The organism is Variovorax sp. GW458-11-26-14-LB1 (genome assembly GCF_059423965.1).
This window is the reverse complement of record NZ_JBWKYW010000017.1, coordinates 59,770-75,338: the sequence shown is the minus strand read 5'-3', so window position 1 is coordinate 75,338 and position 15,569 is coordinate 59,770. Positions and strand designations below refer to the sequence as shown.

Here is a 15,569-nt window from a genome sequence, read left to right as displayed (position 1 = left end):
GTGAATGCGCGAACCGGCAGTTTATGCCGTCGCTACGATAACTCGCGGTAGGCCAGGGTCGCGAGTCTCAGTAGCGCATCGCGCGGCAGGCGACCGGCCACGGCATAGCCGAAACCCCGGTCGATCCAGTAGAAGCTCGGCACGGCGCCGTCCGAAGCAAAACGGAAGGCGGTTTCGCGCGAGGCAGCGGCGTCCGCGGCCTGCGCGTCGAGCGTGCCGATGTACAGCGTGATGCGTTCACCCGCCGCGTCCTCGAACATGAACTGGGCGCGCGCGCCGGTTTCGCCGGGCAGCAGGCGTCCGCCGACCAGCGTGTAGCCGAGCGAGGACAGATCGGGCACCTTGAGCGGGTGGTCGAGGCGCTTGGACAGCCACTGCACCAGGTGCTGCTGCTCGGCGGCGGCCACTTCGACGGGGTGCCGTTTCTCAGGGGTGTAGACGACGTGGGCCACCGAGGCATCGCGCACGAACTCGCGCACAGCCGGTGCGCGCGCCAGGGAGGCCCCGGCCGCCTGCGACGCGCCCGACCACTGGGCATTGCCGAGCCAGCCGGCCGCGAAGGCGACCAGCAGGCCGGCGGCCATGCCGCCCCAGCGCAGCCAGGGGGCCGAGCGACCAGCCTCGGCACGGCGCCGCTCGAGCACGCCCATCAGCGGCGCAGGCACGGGTTCGTCGAGCAGGCCGCCGTGTAGGCGACGCAACGCGTCGCGCTGGGCATGCCAGGCCGCCACGCGGGCCGCCACGGCCGGATCGCGCGCCAGCGCATCCTCGACCGCCTCGCGGCGTTCGGGCGGCAACTGGCCGTCGACCCAGGCGTGCAGCTCGTCGTCGGTGGGGGGCAGGGTGGGGCGGTTCATGGCGGGTGCTTCACGTCACTTGAGGCGGCGCAGGCCGGGGCGGCTGGACGCGGCGGCGCCGTCCATCAGCTCCTGCAGGCGAAGGCGGGCGCGCGAGAGGCGCGACATCACGGTGCCGATCGGGATGCCGAGCACCTTCGCCACCTCGGCGTAGGACAGGTCTTCGAGCGTCACCAGCAGCAGCACGGCGCGTTGCTCTTCGGGCAGCTGCATCAGGCAGCGCTGCAGGTCGAGGCCCAGGCCCGGATCGACGCCGCCCTGCAGCTGCTCGGGCGCTACATCCTCCAGCGGCACGACTGCATGCGGCGGCGGCCGGCGCCGCACCTGGCTGGCGAAGAGGTTGTGCATGACCGTGAAGAGCCAGGCGCGCAGGTCGGTGCCCACCACCCAGAGCCGCCACTTGCCGCAGGCCCGCTCGAGCGTGTCCTGCACCAGGTCGTCGGCCGCCCAGGCGTTGCCCGTGAGCGCGCGCGCATAGCGGCGCAGGCTCGGGATGTGCTCGACCAGCAGGCGGGCGTCCATGGGCGGGCCGGGAGCCTGTCCGACTCAGGGCTTGGCGGTTTTCCAGGTGCCGTTGACGCCGTCGCCGGTCTTGTCGCCCGGCTTGGTGTCCTTCACCCAGTAGTACAGCGGCCAGCCCTTGGCGGCCCATTGCTTCTTGCCGTCGTCGCGCGTGACGATGGTGAAGTCGCCGCTCGGCTTGTCGCTGTCGGCGGCCATGAAGGGCGGCCAGTTGGTGGCGCAGCCGCCGTTGCAGGCCGACTTGCCACTGCCGGCCGTGTCCTTATCGAAGGTGTAGAGCGTCATGCCGTTCGCACCGACCAGCGCGCCATCGGCGGCCTTGGGCTGGGCGAACGCGGGGAGGGCGAGCAGGCTGCCGAGCAGTGCGGCGGCGATGCCGACGGAGGAAATGCGGATAGGCGACATGGAAAGACTCCTGGGTTGATGGCATCGAGGATCGATGACACCGCACAAACGCCCGCAGAGCGCGTTTTATTCCATGCCGCCCAAAAAAGAAAAATCAGCGGTTGCGGCTCTTCATCGCGCGCTCGACTTCGCGCTTGCCTTCGCGGTCCTTGATGGTGTCTCGCTTGTCGTGCTCGGCCTTGCCCTTGGCGAGCGCGATCTCGCACTTCACCTTGCCGGCCTTCCAGTGCAGGTTCAGCGGCACCAGCGTGTAGCCCTTTTGCTCGACCTTGCCGACGAGGCGCTTGATCTCTTCCTTGTGCAGCAGCAACTTCTTGGTGCGGACCGAATCAGGATTGACGTGCGTCGAGGCGCTCTTGAGCGGGTTGATCTGGCAGCCGACCACGAACAGCTCGCCGTCGCGGATCACCACGTAGCCGTCGGTCAGCTGCACCTTGCCTTCGCGCAGCGACTTGACTTCCCAGCCCTCGAGGACCATGCCGGCCTCGAAGCGTTCTTCGAAGAAATAGTTGTAGGCGGCCTTCTTGTTGTCGGCGATGCGGGAGGAGGTGTCTTGTTTCTTGGTGGCCATGGCTCGAGAAGTTGGGGGCGCATGGCTTCAATACAATCCGTCGCGCACGCTGTGCCGATTCTATGAAAACAGTCCACAAGTCCGTCCTCATCTGGTACAGCGCCGAAGAAATGTACGCGCTCGTCACCGATGTGGCGAAGTACCCGCAGTTCCTGCCCTGGTGCGACAAGTCGCGCGTCATCGAGCAGGACGAGGGCGGCATGACCGCCGAAGTCGGCCTGGCCTTCGCCGGGCTGCACCAGAGTTTCACCACCCGCAACACGCACATCGCAGGCCGCGAGGTGCAGCTCAAGCTGGTGGACGGGCCGTTCTCCAATCTCGACGGCACCTGGAAATTCCACCCGGTGGGCGAGCAGGGCGAACGCGCCTGCCGCGTCGAGCTGCAGATGAGCTACGGCTTCAGCAACTTCGCGCTGCAGGCCCTGGTGGGGCCGGTGTTCGACACCATCGCCTCGAGCCTGGTCGAGGCCTTCGTCAAGCGCGCCGAACAGGTCTACGGCGAAGGCTGATGGCCGATCGCCGCATCGAGGTCACGCTGAGCTGTTCGCCGGCGGCGCGCGAGGTGTTCGAGCAGGTCCTGCAGCTCGCGCCCGGCACCGTGGTGGCCGAGGCGGTGAAGGCCAGCGAGCTCATGCAACGCTTTCCCGACCTGGACTGGCGGCATGCCATGACGCCGGGTATCTGGGGTCGGGTGGTGGCGTGGGAGCAGCCTCTGAAGGACGGCGACCGCATCGAGCTGTGCCGGCCGCTCACGGTCGATCCGAAGGTGGCGCGCCGTGAACGCTTCCAGCGGCAAGGCGCGCGCGGCACGGGCCTGTTCGCGAACAAGCGCAAGGGTGGCAAGGACGGCTACTGAGCAGCCGCCGTTGCCGGCTTACTTGCAGTCGGCGTCGATGACCGTTTGAGCGCGCTTTTGCGCGTCGGCACGTGCAGCGTCGTCCATGAACTCGCGCTCGCCTTTGGCATTGACCTTGGCGATGCGGATGCCGCTGTCGATGGTGTTCTTGTTCTCGCGTGCACGGGCGCAGTTGTCGGCCTTGGCCTTGGCGATCTTGGCCGCTTCAGCCGCTTCCTTGGCCTTCTGCTCGGCCTCGGCCTTCTTGGTCTTTTCCTCGAGTTCCTTGTCCACGCCCGTGGGCTTGGGCGGCGGCGCGGCCTTGGGGGCTGCGGCCGTGTCGCTGCTTCCCTCCGGGGCCGGCGCGGCCGGGGCGGGCGCCCGGGCCGACGGCGAGGGGCCGGCGCGGCGCAGGATGTTCTTTTCGGGGATGTCGGTGGGCGGCGGCTGGTCGCTGAAGACCTTCTTGCCGCTGTTGTCGACCCATTGCCATTGCGCGCTCGCCGAGAGCGGCAGCGCGCACGCGCAACCCAGTACCAGCCAATGCAGGAGATTCATGCGCGGAGTTTAGCTGGGCCTTACTTTTTGCAACATCCGGAATAGGCGGTTTTGCAACGGTCAAAAAGAACCCGCGCCGGCGAAGCGGGCGAGGGCCTCGTTACAATCCGTCTTTTGGAGCCTCACCCATGCGCCTTCTCGGCAAAGCGCTCACCTTCGACGACGTGTTGTTGGTGCCAGCATTCTCCCAAGTCCTGCCCAAGGACACGTCTCTCGCCACCAAGTTCTCCCGCAACATCACGCTGAACCTGCCGCTCGTCTCGGCGGCCATGGACACCGTGACCGAAGCCCGCCTCGCGATCGCCATCGCGCAGGAGGGTGGCATCGGCATCGTGCACAAGAACCTCACCGCGCAGCAACAGGCCGCCGAAGTGGCCCGCGTCAAGCGCTACGAGTCGGGCGTGCTGCGCGACCCGGTGGTGATCACGCCGACGCACTCCGTGCGCCAGGTGATGGCACTGTCCGATCAGCTCGGCATCTCGGGTTTCCCGGTGATCGACGGCGGCAAGGTCGTCGGCATCGTCACGGGGCGCGACCTGCGCTTCGAGAACCGCTACGACGTGCCCGTCAGCGAAATCATGACGCAGCGCGACCGGCTCATCACCGTGCCCGACGGCACCACGCTGGCCGAAGCCAAGGCGCTGCTGAACAAACACAAGCTCGAGCGCCTGCTGGTCATCAACGGCGACTGGGAGCTCAAGGGCCTCATCACCGTCAAAGACATCACCAAGCAGACCAGCTTCCCCAATGCCGCACGCGACGCCAACGGCCGCCTGCGCGTGGGCGCGGCGGTCGGCGTGGGTGACGGCACCGAAGAGCGCGTCGAAGCCCTGGTGAAGGCCGGCGTCGACGCCATCGTGGTCGACACCGCCCACGGCCACAGCGCCGGCGTGATCGAGCGCGTGCGCTGGGTCAAGAAGAACTATCCGCAGGTCGATGTCATCGGCGGCAACATCGCCACCGGCGACGCCGCGCGTGCACTGGCCGACGCCGGCGCCGATGCGGTCAAGGTCGGCATCGGCCCGGGCTCCATCTGCACCACCCGCATCGTGGCCGGCGTGGGCGTGCCGCAGATCATGGCGGTCGACAGCGTCGCCACCGCGCTGCAGGGCACGGGCATTCCGCTGATCTCCGACGGCGGCGTGCGCTACTCGGGCGACATCGCCAAGGCCATTGCGGCCGGCGCCAGCACCGTGATGATGGGCAGCATGTTCGCCGGCACCGAAGAGGCGCCGGGCGAAATCGTGCTTTACCAGGGCCGCAGCTACAAGAGCTACCGCGGCATGGGCTCCATCGGTGCGATGCAGCAGGGCAGTGCCGACCGGTACTTCCAGGAATCGACCACCGGCAACCCCAACACCGACAAGCTCGTGCCCGAAGGCATCGAAGGCCGCGTGCCCTACAAGGGCTCGATCGTCTCCATCGTCTACCAGATGGCCGGCGGCGTGCGCGCCAGCATGGGCTACTGCGGCTGCGCGACCATCGAGGACATGCAGAACAAGGCCGAGTTCGTCGAGATCACCACGGCCGGCATCCGTGAGAGCCACGTCCACGACGTGCAGATCACGAAGGAAGCCCCGAACTACCGCGCTGAGTAAGCTCAATCTGGCCAGATCTTGAAAGTCAGGCCAGACTGAAGCTAGAATTTGGGCCAGATTCAAATTTTCTGGCCCAAATGCAATCCATCGGCATCGCTGAAGCCAAGAACAACTTCTCGGCCCTGATCGACCTGGTCGAAAAGGGCGAGGAGGTTCGCATCACCCGCCACGGCAAGGAAGTCGTGCGCATGCTGCCGGTGCGCCGCAAACCCGTCATCACCGACGAGCAGATCGCCCGTGAGCTCGGGCAGATCGACGCGCTGCACGCCACCATCCAGCCCGGCCCCACGACCCGCGAACTTCTGAACGAAGGACGCCAGCCATGACCGCCTTCGTCATGGACGCCTCGGTCACCGCCGCCTGGCTGCTGCCCGACCAGGCCAGCGAACACACCCGCAGGCTCTACGCCGCCATCCGCCGCGACGAGGTCGAGCCACAGGCGCCCAATGCCTGGCAATGGGAGTGCGCCAACATCCTCGCCAACGGCGTGCGCAGCGGCCGCATCCCGGCATCGGCCGTCGAAGGCCTGTGGAGCGTGCTCGACGCCATCCGCCACCGCGTGGAGCTGCACGACCTCGCGCCGGCGCAGCACAAGGCCGTGCTCGCCGTGGCCATCGACGCGGGCGTCTCGCTCTACGATGCGGGCTACCTCTGGCTCGCCAAATCGCTCAACCTTCCGCTCGCCACCTTCGACGAGCATCTCATCCAGGCGGCGCCGCACGCGGGCGTCAAGCTGTTCGACATTTCAACGCTCTGAGTCCTTTCGCCATGCAACACGACAAGATCCTCATCCTCGACTTCGGCTCGCAAGTCACCCAGCTCATCGCACGCCGCGTGCGCGAAGCGCACGTGCTCAGCGAAGTGCATCCCTGCGACGTCACCGACGAGTGGGTGCGCGAATACGCGGCCGACGGCCACCTCAAGGGCGTGATCCTCTCGGGCAGCCACGCCAGCGTGTACGAAGAGACCACCGACAAGTGCCCGCAAGCCGTGTTCGACCTCGGCATTCCGGTGCTCGGCATCTGCTACGGCATGCAGACCATGGCGCACCAGCTCGGCGGCAAGGTCGAAGGCGGCCACAAGCGCGAGTTCGGTTTCGCGGCCGTGCGTGCCCATGGCCACACCGCGCTGCTGAAGGACATCGCCGACTTCACCACGCCCGAGGGCTTCGGCATGCTCAACGTGTGGATGAGCCACGGCGACAAGGTCACCGAGCTGCCGCCCGGCTTCAAGCTCATGGCCAGCACCGACAGCTGCCCCATCGCCGGCATGGCCGACGAGGCGCGCCGCTACTACGCGCTGCAGTTCCACCCCGAAGTCACGCACACCGTGCAGGGCAAGGCCATCATCGACCGCTTCGTGCTCGGCATCTGCGAAGCCAAGCCCGACTGGGTCATGCGCGACCACATCGCCGAAGCCGTGCAGAAGATCCGCGAGCAGGTGGGCGACGAAGAAGTCATCCTCGGCCTCTCGGGCGGTGTCGATTCGAGCGTGGCCGCCGCGCTCATCCACCGCGCCATCGGCGACCAGCTGACCTGCGTGTTCGTCGACCATGGTCTGCTGCGCCTGAACGAAGGCGACATGGTCATGGAAATGTTCGAAGGCAAGCTGCATGCGAAGGTCATTCGCGTCGATGCCAGCGACCTGTTCCTGGGCAAGCTCGCCGGTGTGAGCGACCCCGAAGCCAAGCGCAAGATCATCGGCGGCGAGTTCGTCACCGTGTTCAAGCAGGAAGCCGCCAAGCTCAAGGCCGGCGACGGCGGCCACAAGGGCGCGACCTTCCTGGCGCAAGGCACCATCTACCCCGACGTCATCGAGTCGGGCGGCGCCAAGAGCAAGAAGGCCGTCACCATCAAGAGCCACCACAACGTGGGCGGCCTGCCCGAGCAGCTCGGCCTGAAGCTGCTCGAACCGCTGCGCGACCTGTTCAAGGACGAAGTGCGCGAACTCGGCGTGGCCCTCGGCCTGCCGCCCGAGATGGTCTACCGCCATCCGTTCCCCGGCCCGGGCCTGGGCGTGCGCATCCTGGGCGAAGTGAAGAAGGAATACGCCGACCTGCTGCGCCGCGCCGACGCGATCTTCATTGAAGAGCTGCGCAACTTCACCGACGCCGAGACCGGCAAGACCTGGTACGACCTCACGAGCCAGGCCTTCACCGTGTTCCTGCCCGTGAAGAGCGTGGGCGTGATGGGCGACGGCCGCACCTACGACTACGTCGTCGCGCTGCGCGCCGTGCAGACCAGCGACTTCATGACCGCCGACTGGGCCGAGCTGCCGTATGCGCTGCTCAAGAAGGTGTCGGGCCGCATCATCAACGAGGTGCGCGGCATCAACCGCGTGACCTACGACGTGTCGAGCAAGCCGCCGGCGACGATCGAGTGGGAGTGAAGCAGAGGGATCGTTAGTTTGCTAAACGACCTGCCCCTGGCCGCGCGGCCGAGCAGGCACCGCAAATTTTTCGAGGGAGATCTCTTATGGAAGCCGCTGTTTGGGGATTTATCGGTACCTTGATCGGTGCGCTCGCGAGCATCGCAACCAATGTCATTGCGAGTCGCAATGCAGCGGCGCTACAGAATTCAGCTGCGTCAGCCTCCAGGGAGGAGCAGCGGAAGGCTTTTCAGCGGGACACGTTGCTGAGATTGCAAGACGATTTGCATCGCTTGCTCAGGCGTACTTTTCAGATTCACCTGAGCGACTTGCAGTCGTTCCGTGCGACAGGAAAGTGGGGCTCTGAGGCACTTCCCGAAGAGCTGAATTCCGGTCATATGGAGACGGTACGGGACGTAAATGTTCTTATTGAACGCGTTGCTGAAGATGCGCTGCGAACAGAGTTGAAGGCGTTTGTGATCAGCTTGAACGAGGTCACGTTCGCGCGTTCGCAGAATGACGCAGATCGCCGATTGGAAGCCATGAACACGCGTGCAGTCCAAGTGCTGGAGCGCGTTGGAACCGTTCTGCGAGCGCAGTACTAGGCGCTGAAGCCTTCGATCCCGTCGATGATGGAGTGGGTGTGACCGTCAATGTGGCGCGCGCTCGCATGCCGCTTGCGATCTAATCGCATCTGATGCGGCGACCATCAGTGGCGCCGCCTTTCGCGCGAAAGGACGCCCATTGGCCCGCTCCGATCCTCGCAACACCTCGCGGTATTGGCATGCACCCGGCGTGCCGGGCATGGACCTGCTCCATGCCGACTTCACTACGCACGACTACGCCCCGCATGTGCACGACTCCCTCGTGGTCGCGGTCACGGAGGTGGGCGGCTCGGAGTTCAGGAGCCGGGGCCGCACGGACGTGGCCCACGCGCAGGCGCTGCTCGTCTTCAACCCCGGCGAGCCGCACTCGGGCCGCATGGCCGGCAGTCCGCGCTGGCGCTACCGGTCGTTCTACCTGGCCGGGCAGGGGCTCCAGGGCGTGCTCGCATCGCTGGGCATCGACCAGCCGCGGCACTTCACATCGAACGTCTTTCGCGACCCGGACCTCATCGCGCGCTTCCTGGCGCTGCACCGCGCGCTCGACGGCGAACCCGATGCGCTGCTGCACCAGGAGCTGCTCGTGCGCAGCTTCGGTGCGCTGTTCGCCGCGCACGGGCAAGCCGGGTCGCGCGTAGCGGCCGCGCCCTGGGAGGCGCGCGTGCTCGCGCCCGTGCTCGAACGGATGCGCGATGGCCATGCCGAACGGCTGACGCTCGAGCAGATGGCGCAGGCCGCCGACCTGACGACCTTCCAGCTGATCGGTGCCTTCCACCGCACGCTCGGGCTGACCCCGCACACCTACCTGACGCAGCTGCGCCTGCGGGCCGCGCTGCGGCAGCTCGATGCGGGCCAGCCCGTGGCCGAGGCCGCGCTGGCTTCGGGCTTCTACGACCAGAGTGCGCTGAACAAGCACTTCAAGCGCACCTTCGGCATGACGCCGTTGCAGTACGTCCGCGCCCGGACGAACTGACCGCGCCGCGGGCGCAATTTCAGCCAATAGCGTTTCGGGTCGTCCTGCCATGCTGAAGCCTCTCAGCAAGGCCACCCATGACACGACTCTTCTGCCAGGAACATGCCGACATCCTGCGGCTGGACGCCCAGGTCCTCCAATCGCGGCCAGGTGCCGTGCGGCTGTCGCAGCATCCTTTCTATCCCGGCGGCGGCGGGCAGCTGCCGGACCGCGGCGTCGTCCGCTGGCAGGGCGGCGAGGTGCCCGTCACCGGTTTTTCCGAGGACGGCGGCCTCGTCTGGGTCCAGCTGCCCGATCGCATCGAGATCACGGGCGACGTCCAGGCCGAGGTCGATCCGGTCTTCCGGCAATGCATGCGCGAACTGCACACCGACCTGCACGTGCTCAACGCGCTGGTCTTCCGTGACTTCGACGGCGCGCTGGTCACGGGCGTGCAGATGAACGACGACGGCACCGCGCGCATCGACTTCGATCTGCCCGGCGCCGACAACGACCGCCTGCGGGCCCTCGAGCCCGAACTGAACGACGTGATCGCGCAGGACCTCGCGGTGCAGACGCACTACGTCTCGGTCACCGCCGCCCATGGCGAGCAGGGGCTGCTGCGCTCCCGCTCGGTGGCGCCGCCGCCTTCGGCCGAGGGCCTGGTCCGCATCGTCGAGATCGCCGGGCTCGACCGGCAGGCCTGCGGCGGCACGCACCTCGCGTCCACCGGCGCCTCGCGCCCGGTGCGGATTCTCAAGATCGAGAACAAGGGCCGCTCCAACCGCCGCGTGCGCATCGGGCTGCAGGGGCTGTGAGCATGTGCAAATCGCTGCAGGCGCTCTGGGCGCATCCCGTGTGGCTGCTCTGGCTGCCGCCGGCCTTCTGGGCCGGCAACCTCGTGCTGGGGCGCGCGCTCGGGCCGGTCTTTCCGCCGGTGTCGCTCGCGGTGGGGCGCTGGGTCGTGGCGCTGGCGGTGCTGGCGCCGTTCGTCGGCGCACAGGCATGGCGCGAGCGCGGGCTGCTCGCGCGGCACTGGCGGCTGATCGCGGCCTGCGGCGCCTTCGGCATCGCCGGCTACAACGCGCTCGGCTACCTGGCCTTGCAGACCGTGCCCGCCACCAGCGTCGCGTTTCTCAACTCGACGCTGCCGCTGATGGTGCCGCTCGCCGCCGTGGTGCTCGGTGTCGAGCGCATCACCTGGAAAGCCTTGCTCGGCATTGGCATCTCGTTCCTCGGCGTGACCTGGATCGTGGCGCGCGGCGAACTGGCGCACCTGCTGGCGTTGCGGCTGGGCGGCGGCGAGCTGCTGGTGCTGCTGGCCGTGGCCAACTACGCCGTGTACTCGGTGCTGCTGCGGCGCAAGCCGGCCGCCCTCAGTCCGCTGGTGTTCCTGGCCGCGACCATGGCCGCCGGGCTGGTGGTGCTGATGCCGTTCTGGGTGGCCGAGCTGGCACGCGGCGCGCGCATTCCGACCGATGCGGCCTCGGTGGGCGCGGTGCTCTACATCGGCCTCTTCGCGTCGCTGTTCGCCTTCATCCTGTGGAGCCGCTGTGTCGCGACGCTGGGCGCGACGGTGACGGGCGTGTCCTTCCATCTCGTCGCGCTGTTCACGGCGCTGCTGGCGCTCCTCGTGCTGCGCGAGCCCGTGCGAGGCTTCCACGTCTCCGGCATCGCGCTCATCCTGCTCGGCTTCTTCGTCACGACCTTCCAGCCGACGAGGCGCGCGAAGGTCGCGGTCTGAGCCGATGAACACCGTCGAACTCCTGTGCATCCTGGTCGGATTCGACACGACCTCGCACCGCTCCAACCTCGGCCTCATCCGCTGGGTGGCCGACTACCTGGTGGCGCACGGCGTCGAGGCGCGGCTGATCCCCAGCGACGACGGCGAGAAGGCCAACCTGCTGGCGACCCTCGGCCCCGACGTGGCGGGCGGCATCGTGCTGTCCGGCCACACCGACGTGGTGCCCGTCGACGAGCAGGCCTGGGATTCGGACCCCTTCACGCTCGTCGAGCGCGAGGGCCGCTGGCACGGACGGGGCGCCGCCGACATGAAGGGCTTCATCGCCGCCTGCCTGGCGGCGGTGCCTTCGTGGCGCGGGCGCGAACTAAGGCGTCCCATTCACCTTGCGTTGTCGTATGACGAAGAGGTCGGGTGTTTCGGCGTGCCGCGCCTGGTCGCCGCGCTGCGTGCTCAAGTGCAGGCCCCGGCGCTGGCCGTCATCGGCGAGCCGACGCAGATGCGCGTGGGGCTGGCCCATCGCGGTTTCTTCGGCCACCGCATCACCTTCAGCGGGCGGCCGGTCCATTCCGGCGATCCGGCCTTGGGTGTCAGTGCGATCGAGCCGGCCGCGCAGCTGATCGCCCAGCTCGCGCGCTTCGGGCGCACGCTGCGTGAGCAGGGCGATCGCACGACTTTCAATGTCGGCTGCATCCACGGCGGGACGGCGATCAACATCGTCCCCGGCTGCTGCGAGGTGACGTGGGAGTTCCGGCCGACGGATGCGGCCAGTACGGCGATGGTGAAGGGGGAGTTGGCGCGACTGCTCGCGGGCGTGTCGCCCGAAGTGGCCGTCGAGATGACGCAGTTGGCCGGCGTGCCGGCGCTCTGCGCCCAAGAAGGTGAGGGCGCTGCCGCGGAGACCGCCAGGCGCTGGGGCGCACTGTGGCCTCCGGGTGAGATCCCGTTCGGCACCGAGGCCGGCTTCTTCCAGCAGGCCGGTATTCCATCGCTGGTGTGCGGCCCCGGCGCGATCGCGCAGGCCCACCAGCCCAACGAGTGGATTGCCGCCAGCGAACTGCGCGCCGCCGACCGGTTCCTGGCCGGCGTCGGCGCTTGGGCGGCGACTGCTTAGAAGTTCGCCTTCAAGCCCACCGTGAACATCCCACCCTTGGCCTGCTTCGACAGCTTGCCGAAGTAGTCGTAGTCGGCCGTGATCGCGAGGTTCTGCGTCATGCGGTACTCGGCGCCGACACCCACCATCAGGCCCGTGCCGCTGCCCGAAATGCGCTGATTGGCCGGGGCCCACTTGTTGTCGCCGGAGATGCGTCCGCGTGCCACGCCGAGGCGGCCGTTGAGGGCGAAGGCGTCGCCCAGCGGCATGCGGGCGGTGGCGGCGGCGTAGAAGACCTGGCCGGTGCCGGTCTGCAGCCTGGAGCCGCCGTAGGCCGAGCTCCACTGGCTCACGCTGCCGAGGCGGGCGTAGCCGGCTTCCACGCCGAAGTGCTCGGTCAGGCGGTAGCCGCCATACAGCTTGTACGACGTGCCGCTCTTGTCGGCCTTCTTGCCGCCCCATGGCACGGGCACGGGGGCGTTTTTCGAGGACGACAGGCTGTAGCTGGAGCGGCCGATGGCGCCGCCGACATACAGCCCGGTGTCCTTGTCGAGACCGGCGGCGAAGGCGCCGACGGAGGCGGTGCCGAGCCAGAGGGCTGCGAGTGCGAGGCGGGCTTGCGTTTTCGTCAAGATGAGATCCTGTTGGTTGATCGATTGATTGAATGAATGCGTGGATGGGCGGCGTGTCGTTGTTCGCCTTGCCGCCACCGTCCGACGATTCTCAAAAACCAAGCTGAAGACGAGCTTCGCGTTTGCTGAAGGCCTCATGAAGGGCCCTTGCCATGCGCGATGATCGACACATGTCAGCTCAGCTTCTTCTTCCCGGAATCGATCCCCCGCCACGGCCCCTGCCGCGGCCTCGCGGCACCCAGGCCCCTCGCAAGGCGCCGCTGCCGCACTCGCTTTTCTTTGCACTGCTTCCCACCCCGCAAGACGCCGAAACGATCGCCGCACTTGGCGCGCGCATGAACTCCCAACACGCCCTGAAGGGCACGGTGGTCGAGGCGCAGCGCCTGCACGTCACGCTGTTCGACCTCGGCGACCACGACCAGGTGCCCGCCGACAAGGTGGCCCAGGCGTCGACTGCGGCGGCTGCGGTGCCGATGCCGGTACTCGATGTCGTCTTCGAAAAATCCATGAGCTACGCCAAGGGCGCGCTGGTGCTGTGCGCCGACGACGAAGCCAACGTCGCGGCGTTGCGCGCGTTCAGGCAGCGCCTGGGCGAAGCGTTGGCCGATGTCGGCCTGAAGCCCTCGCGCGCGTTCACGCCGCACATGACCGTCGCCTATGCGCGGCGCAAGCTCGAAAAGCACGCGCTCGAAGCGCCCGCGCGGTGGGCCGCCTACTCGCTGGTGCTCATCGACAGCCACGTGGGCGAGGGCGTGCACGAGGTGCTGGGCCGCTGGCCCGCCTAAGCGCCGTCCTGATCCGCAAAGGTATCGAACAGCAGCCCGCGCAGCCACTGGTTGCCCGGGTCGCGGTGCACCTTCGCGTGCCAGAACAGGTTGATCGCGATCTGCGGCAGCGCCACCGGATGCGGGCGCCACACCAGCCCGAAGGGCTCGGCGATGCTGCGCGCCAGCCGCTCGGGCACGGTCGCGATCATTTCGCTCGACTGCAGGATGTGGCCGATGGCCACGAAGTGCGGCACCTTGAGCCGGATGCGGCGCTGGATGCCTTGCGCCGCCATCACGTCGTCGGCCTTGCCGTGGCCCGTGCCGGCGGCCTGCACCTGCACGTGGTCGGCCGCGCTGAAGTCCTTCAGTGAGACGCTGCGCTTGCGCGCCAGCGGGTGCGTGCCCGCGAACAGGCACACATAGCGCTGCAGGAACAGCCGGCGCTGGAACACGCCCGACTTGAGCTGCGGCAGCAGGCCGATGGCGATGTCGACATGGCCGGCCTCCAGGTCGTCGCGCAGGTGGGTCGCGGTGTTGTTGCGCAGCGTGCTGATGGTCACGCCCGGCGCGGCGGCCGAGAGCGTTTCCATGAGGCGCGGCGTGAAGTAGATCTCGCCGATGTCGGTCATGGCGAGCGTGAAGCTGCGCGTGCTCGTGGCGGGGTCGAACACCACCTGCTGGTTGAGCGCCGTGTGCAGCGCGCCCATGGCATAGGCCACCGGCTCGGCCAGCTGCAGCGCGAAGGGCGTGGGCTCCATGCCGCGCGCGGTGCGCAGAAAAAGCTCGTCGCCCAGCAGCTTGCGCAGGCGCGCCAGCGCGTTGCTGATGGCGGGCTGCGACAGGCCCAGCGACTCGGCCACGGCCGACACGCGCTTCTCGGCCAGCATGCGGTCGAACACCAGCAGCAGGTTGAGGTCGATGTCCTTGAGTTGCATGGCGCACCTTTATTCATGCCGGTGATACAGCCGATTCACCAGATTCTATTGGTCAATCGGAAGAGGCCGCGCATCATCCGTGCCCAGAGACAAGCCGGCCCTGCCGCCGGCGCCAGAAAAAGAGAGCCCGACGATGGACCTGCACATTCACCCCCTTGCCCGCACCCTCGAGGTCCGCCCCGGCGCGAACCTGCTCGAGGTGCTGCGCGAGCACCAGGTGCCGGTGTCGTACAGCTGCATGTCGGGGCGCTGCGGCACCTGCCGCTGCAAGGTGGTGTCGGGCCAGCTGCTCGACGGTGGCCAGGACGCGATCCGGCCCGACGGGCAGGGCGAGCGCTACGTGCTGGCCTGCCAGAGCACGCTGACCGAAAGCTGCACCATCGAGATTCCCGAGCCCGACGAGGTGGTGGTGCACCCGGCGCGCGTGCTCAAGGCCACGGTCACGGGCATCGACGTGCTCACGCACGACATTCGTCGCCTGCGCCTCAAGCCCAACAAGCCGCTGGAGTTCTCGCCGGGTCAGTACGCGCAGCTGCAGTTCGGCCCCGAGCTGGCGCGGCCGTACTCGATGGCCGGGCTGAGCCGCGACGCGGAGCTCGAATTCCACGTGCGCCGCGTGCCGGGCGGGCGCGTCACCGCCCACATCTTCGAACAGCTGCGCGTGGGCGACACCGTGCGCGTGAGCGGCCCGCTGGGCACCGCCTACCTGCGCACCAAGCACCGCGGGCCGATGCTCTGCGCGGCGGGCGGCACGGGGCTCGCGCCCATCCTGTCGATCGTGCGCGGCGCGGTCGCGGCGGGGCTCGTGCAGCCGATCCACCTTTACCTCGGCGTGCGTTCCGATGCCGACGTGTACGGCCTGCCCGAGCTGCGCGAGCTGCAGGCGCAGCATTCCGGCCTGAAGGTGCACGTCGTGGTGGTCGCCGGCCCCGCGCGCGACGGCCAGCGGCTGGGGCTCATCACCGACGCGATCCGCGCCGATCTGCCCGCGGGGCTCGACGGCTGGCGCGCCTACCTGTGCGGCTCGCCGCCGATGGTGGAGGCCGCGAGCCGGTTGGTGCAGGCGCACGGCCTGGCGCCCGAGCAGACGCATGCCGATGCCTTCTACCTGCAAGGCACCTGAAGAACCGAACA

Annotated in this window: 20 protein-coding genes; 13 read left to right on the top strand and 7 right to left on the bottom strand. The window is 68.0% G+C overall.

Translation table 11 applies throughout. The annotated features are described in order from the left end of the window. Positions 1-32: 32 nt before the first annotated feature. The 4 genes from AC07YS_RS13865 to smpB form a co-directional block, all read right to left on the bottom strand. A complete protein-coding gene (locus AC07YS_RS13865) occupies positions 33-857 on the bottom strand; it encodes an anti-sigma factor family protein (protein WP_495268343.1) in 825 nt (274 codons plus the stop codon). A 15-nt stretch (positions 858-872) separates the two neighbouring features. After that, on the bottom strand, positions 873-1,379 hold the full coding sequence (locus AC07YS_RS13860) for a sigma-70 family RNA polymerase sigma factor (RefSeq protein ID WP_487846894.1): 507 nt from the start codon (positions 1,377-1,379) through the stop codon (positions 873-875). Between the two features lie 24 nt (positions 1,380-1,403). Continuing rightward, on the bottom strand, positions 1,404-1,784 hold the full coding sequence (locus tag AC07YS_RS13855) for a COG4315 family predicted lipoprotein (protein WP_493192250.1): 381 nt from the start codon (positions 1,782-1,784) through the stop codon (positions 1,404-1,406). A 94-nt stretch (positions 1,785-1,878) separates the two neighbouring features. Then, positions 1,879-2,355: an SsrA-binding protein SmpB gene (smpB, locus tag AC07YS_RS13850; RefSeq protein WP_062477854.1), complete on the bottom strand. Its 477-nt coding sequence runs from the start codon at positions 2,353-2,355 to the stop codon at positions 1,879-1,881. 62 nt (positions 2,356-2,417) lie between these two features. Between smpB and AC07YS_RS13845 the strand changes: the two genes are divergently transcribed. Together AC07YS_RS13845 and AC07YS_RS13840 are read left to right on the top strand one after the other, a co-directional pair. Continuing rightward, entirely contained in the window at positions 2,418-2,864 is a 447-nt protein-coding gene (locus tag AC07YS_RS13845) for a type II toxin-antitoxin system RatA family toxin (protein WP_062477851.1), read from the top strand. Continuing rightward, entirely contained in the window at positions 2,864-3,211 is a 348-nt protein-coding gene (locus AC07YS_RS13840) for an RnfH family protein (RefSeq protein WP_070060765.1), read from the top strand. Before AC07YS_RS13845 ends, AC07YS_RS13840 begins: the two co-directional genes overlap by 1 nt. Before the next feature lie 18 nt (positions 3,212-3,229). Here the strand turns inward: AC07YS_RS13840 and AC07YS_RS13835 are convergent, their stop codons facing one another. Beyond that, the gene (locus AC07YS_RS13835) at positions 3,230-3,748 is read right to left on the bottom strand and encodes a DUF4124 domain-containing protein (protein ID WP_495268342.1); all 519 of its coding nucleotides are present in this window, start codon (positions 3,746-3,748) and stop codon (positions 3,230-3,232) included. Between the two features lie 128 nt (positions 3,749-3,876). Between AC07YS_RS13835 and guaB the strand changes: the two genes are divergently transcribed. The 9 genes from guaB (at position 3,877) to argE (ending at position 12,122) form a co-directional block, all read left to right on the top strand. Further along, on the top strand, positions 3,877-5,346 hold the full coding sequence (gene guaB / locus AC07YS_RS13830) for an IMP dehydrogenase (protein WP_062477841.1): 1,470 nt from the start codon (positions 3,877-3,879) through the stop codon (positions 5,344-5,346). Between the two features lie 77 nt (positions 5,347-5,423). Continuing rightward, on the top strand, positions 5,424-5,672 hold the full coding sequence (locus AC07YS_RS13825) for a type II toxin-antitoxin system Phd/YefM family antitoxin (RefSeq protein ID WP_056580613.1): 249 nt from the start codon (positions 5,424-5,426) through the stop codon (positions 5,670-5,672). Next, positions 5,669-6,103, top strand: a complete 435-nt coding sequence (locus tag AC07YS_RS13820) for a type II toxin-antitoxin system VapC family toxin (protein WP_070060761.1) — start codon at positions 5,669-5,671, stop codon at positions 6,101-6,103. Before AC07YS_RS13825 ends, AC07YS_RS13820 begins: the two co-directional genes overlap by 4 nt. 11 nt (positions 6,104-6,114) lie before the next feature. Next, entirely contained in the window at positions 6,115-7,734 is a 1,620-nt protein-coding gene (gene guaA, locus AC07YS_RS13815) for a glutamine-hydrolyzing GMP synthase (protein ID WP_062477832.1), read from the top strand. A gap of 86 nt (positions 7,735-7,820) precedes the next feature. After that, positions 7,821-8,318 carry a hypothetical protein gene (locus tag AC07YS_RS13810; RefSeq protein WP_495268341.1) on the top strand — a complete coding sequence of 166 codons (498 nt, stop codon included), beginning with the start codon at positions 7,821-7,823 and terminating at the stop codon, positions 8,316-8,318. 139 nt (positions 8,319-8,457) lie between these two features. Continuing rightward, positions 8,458-9,288, top strand: coding sequence for an AraC family transcriptional regulator (locus AC07YS_RS13805; RefSeq protein ID WP_495268340.1), 831 nt, complete (start codon positions 8,458-8,460; stop codon positions 9,286-9,288). Positions 9,289-9,365: 77 nt separating this feature from the next. Continuing rightward, positions 9,366-10,085: an alanyl-tRNA editing protein gene (locus tag AC07YS_RS13800; RefSeq protein ID WP_495268339.1), complete on the top strand. Its 720-nt coding sequence runs from the start codon at positions 9,366-9,368 to the stop codon at positions 10,083-10,085. 2 nt (positions 10,086-10,087) lie between these two features. Continuing rightward, positions 10,088-11,011 carry a DMT family transporter gene (locus tag AC07YS_RS13795; protein WP_495268338.1) on the top strand — a complete coding sequence of 308 codons (924 nt, stop codon included), beginning with the start codon at positions 10,088-10,090 and terminating at the stop codon, positions 11,009-11,011. 4 nt (positions 11,012-11,015) lie between these two features. Next, positions 11,016-12,122 carry an acetylornithine deacetylase gene (argE, locus tag AC07YS_RS13790; RefSeq protein ID WP_495268337.1) on the top strand — a complete coding sequence of 369 codons (1,107 nt, stop codon included), beginning with the start codon at positions 11,016-11,018 and terminating at the stop codon, positions 12,120-12,122. On the opposite strand, the gene AC07YS_RS13785 is transcribed toward argE, so the two are convergent. Further along, positions 12,119-12,733: a porin family protein gene (locus tag AC07YS_RS13785; protein WP_062477817.1), complete on the bottom strand. Its 615-nt coding sequence runs from the start codon at positions 12,731-12,733 to the stop codon at positions 12,119-12,121. The genes argE and AC07YS_RS13785 overlap by 4 nt on opposite strands. A 335-nt stretch (positions 12,734-13,068) precedes the next feature. On the opposite strand from AC07YS_RS13785, the gene AC07YS_RS13780 reads away from it, so the two are divergent. After that, on the top strand, positions 13,069-13,518 hold the full coding sequence (locus tag AC07YS_RS13780; RefSeq protein ID WP_495268336.1) for a 2'-5' RNA ligase family protein: 450 nt from the start codon (positions 13,069-13,071) through the stop codon (positions 13,516-13,518). Here the strand turns inward: AC07YS_RS13780 and AC07YS_RS13775 are convergent. Continuing rightward, positions 13,515-14,435: a LysR family transcriptional regulator gene (locus tag AC07YS_RS13775; protein WP_062477812.1), complete on the bottom strand. Its 921-nt coding sequence runs from the start codon at positions 14,433-14,435 to the stop codon at positions 13,515-13,517. The two genes, AC07YS_RS13780 and AC07YS_RS13775, sit on opposite strands and share 4 nt — an antisense overlap. 133 nt (positions 14,436-14,568) lie before the next feature. On the opposite strand from AC07YS_RS13775, the gene AC07YS_RS13770 reads away from it, so the two are divergent. Beyond that, positions 14,569-15,558: a 2Fe-2S iron-sulfur cluster-binding protein gene (locus AC07YS_RS13770; RefSeq protein ID WP_495268335.1), complete on the top strand. Its 990-nt coding sequence runs from the start codon at positions 14,569-14,571 to the stop codon at positions 15,556-15,558. The last annotated feature ends 11 nt before the right edge of the window (positions 15,559-15,569 follow it).

Excerpts from the sequence above, each read along its gene's own strand:
- AC07YS_RS13865 (WP_495268343.1), bottom strand. The coding sequence starts at position 857 with ATGAACCGCCCCACCCTGCCCCCCACCGACGACGAGCTGCACGCCTGG.
- AC07YS_RS13780 (WP_495268336.1), top strand. The coding sequence starts at position 13,069 with ATGAACTCCCAACACGCCCTGAAGGGCACGGTGGTCGAGGCGCAGCGC.
- smpB (WP_062477854.1), bottom strand. The coding sequence starts at position 2,355 with ATGGCCACCAAGAAACAAGACACCTCCTCCCGCATCGCCGACAACAAG.
- AC07YS_RS13810 (WP_495268341.1), top strand. The coding sequence starts at position 7,821 with ATGGAAGCCGCTGTTTGGGGATTTATCGGTACCTTGATCGGTGCGCTC.
- guaB (WP_062477841.1), top strand. The coding sequence starts at position 3,877 with ATGCGCCTTCTCGGCAAAGCGCTCACCTTCGACGACGTGTTGTTGGTG.
- AC07YS_RS13825 (WP_056580613.1), top strand. The coding sequence starts at position 5,424 with ATGCAATCCATCGGCATCGCTGAAGCCAAGAACAACTTCTCGGCCCTG.
- AC07YS_RS13845 (WP_062477851.1), top strand. The coding sequence starts at position 2,418 with ATGAAAACAGTCCACAAGTCCGTCCTCATCTGGTACAGCGCCGAAGAA.
- AC07YS_RS13800 (WP_495268339.1), top strand. The coding sequence starts at position 9,366 with ATGACACGACTCTTCTGCCAGGAACATGCCGACATCCTGCGGCTGGAC.
- AC07YS_RS13795 (WP_495268338.1), top strand. The coding sequence starts at position 10,088 with ATGTGCAAATCGCTGCAGGCGCTCTGGGCGCATCCCGTGTGGCTGCTC.
- AC07YS_RS13840 (WP_070060765.1), top strand. The coding sequence starts at position 2,864 with ATGGCCGATCGCCGCATCGAGGTCACGCTGAGCTGTTCGCCGGCGGCG.
- guaA (WP_062477832.1), top strand. The coding sequence starts at position 6,115 with ATGCAACACGACAAGATCCTCATCCTCGACTTCGGCTCGCAAGTCACC.
- AC07YS_RS13820 (WP_070060761.1), top strand. The coding sequence starts at position 5,669 with ATGACCGCCTTCGTCATGGACGCCTCGGTCACCGCCGCCTGGCTGCTG.
- AC07YS_RS13775 (WP_062477812.1), bottom strand. The coding sequence starts at position 14,435 with ATGCAACTCAAGGACATCGACCTCAACCTGCTGCTGGTGTTCGACCGC.
- AC07YS_RS13855 (WP_493192250.1), bottom strand. The coding sequence starts at position 1,784 with ATGTCGCCTATCCGCATTTCCTCCGTCGGCATCGCCGCCGCACTGCTC.
- argE (WP_495268337.1), top strand. The coding sequence starts at position 11,016 with ATGAACACCGTCGAACTCCTGTGCATCCTGGTCGGATTCGACACGACC.
- AC07YS_RS13860 (WP_487846894.1), bottom strand. The coding sequence starts at position 1,379 with ATGGACGCCCGCCTGCTGGTCGAGCACATCCCGAGCCTGCGCCGCTAT.
- AC07YS_RS13835 (WP_495268342.1), bottom strand. The coding sequence starts at position 3,748 with ATGAATCTCCTGCATTGGCTGGTACTGGGTTGCGCGTGCGCGCTGCCG.
- AC07YS_RS13770 (WP_495268335.1), top strand. The coding sequence starts at position 14,569 with ATGGACCTGCACATTCACCCCCTTGCCCGCACCCTCGAGGTCCGCCCC.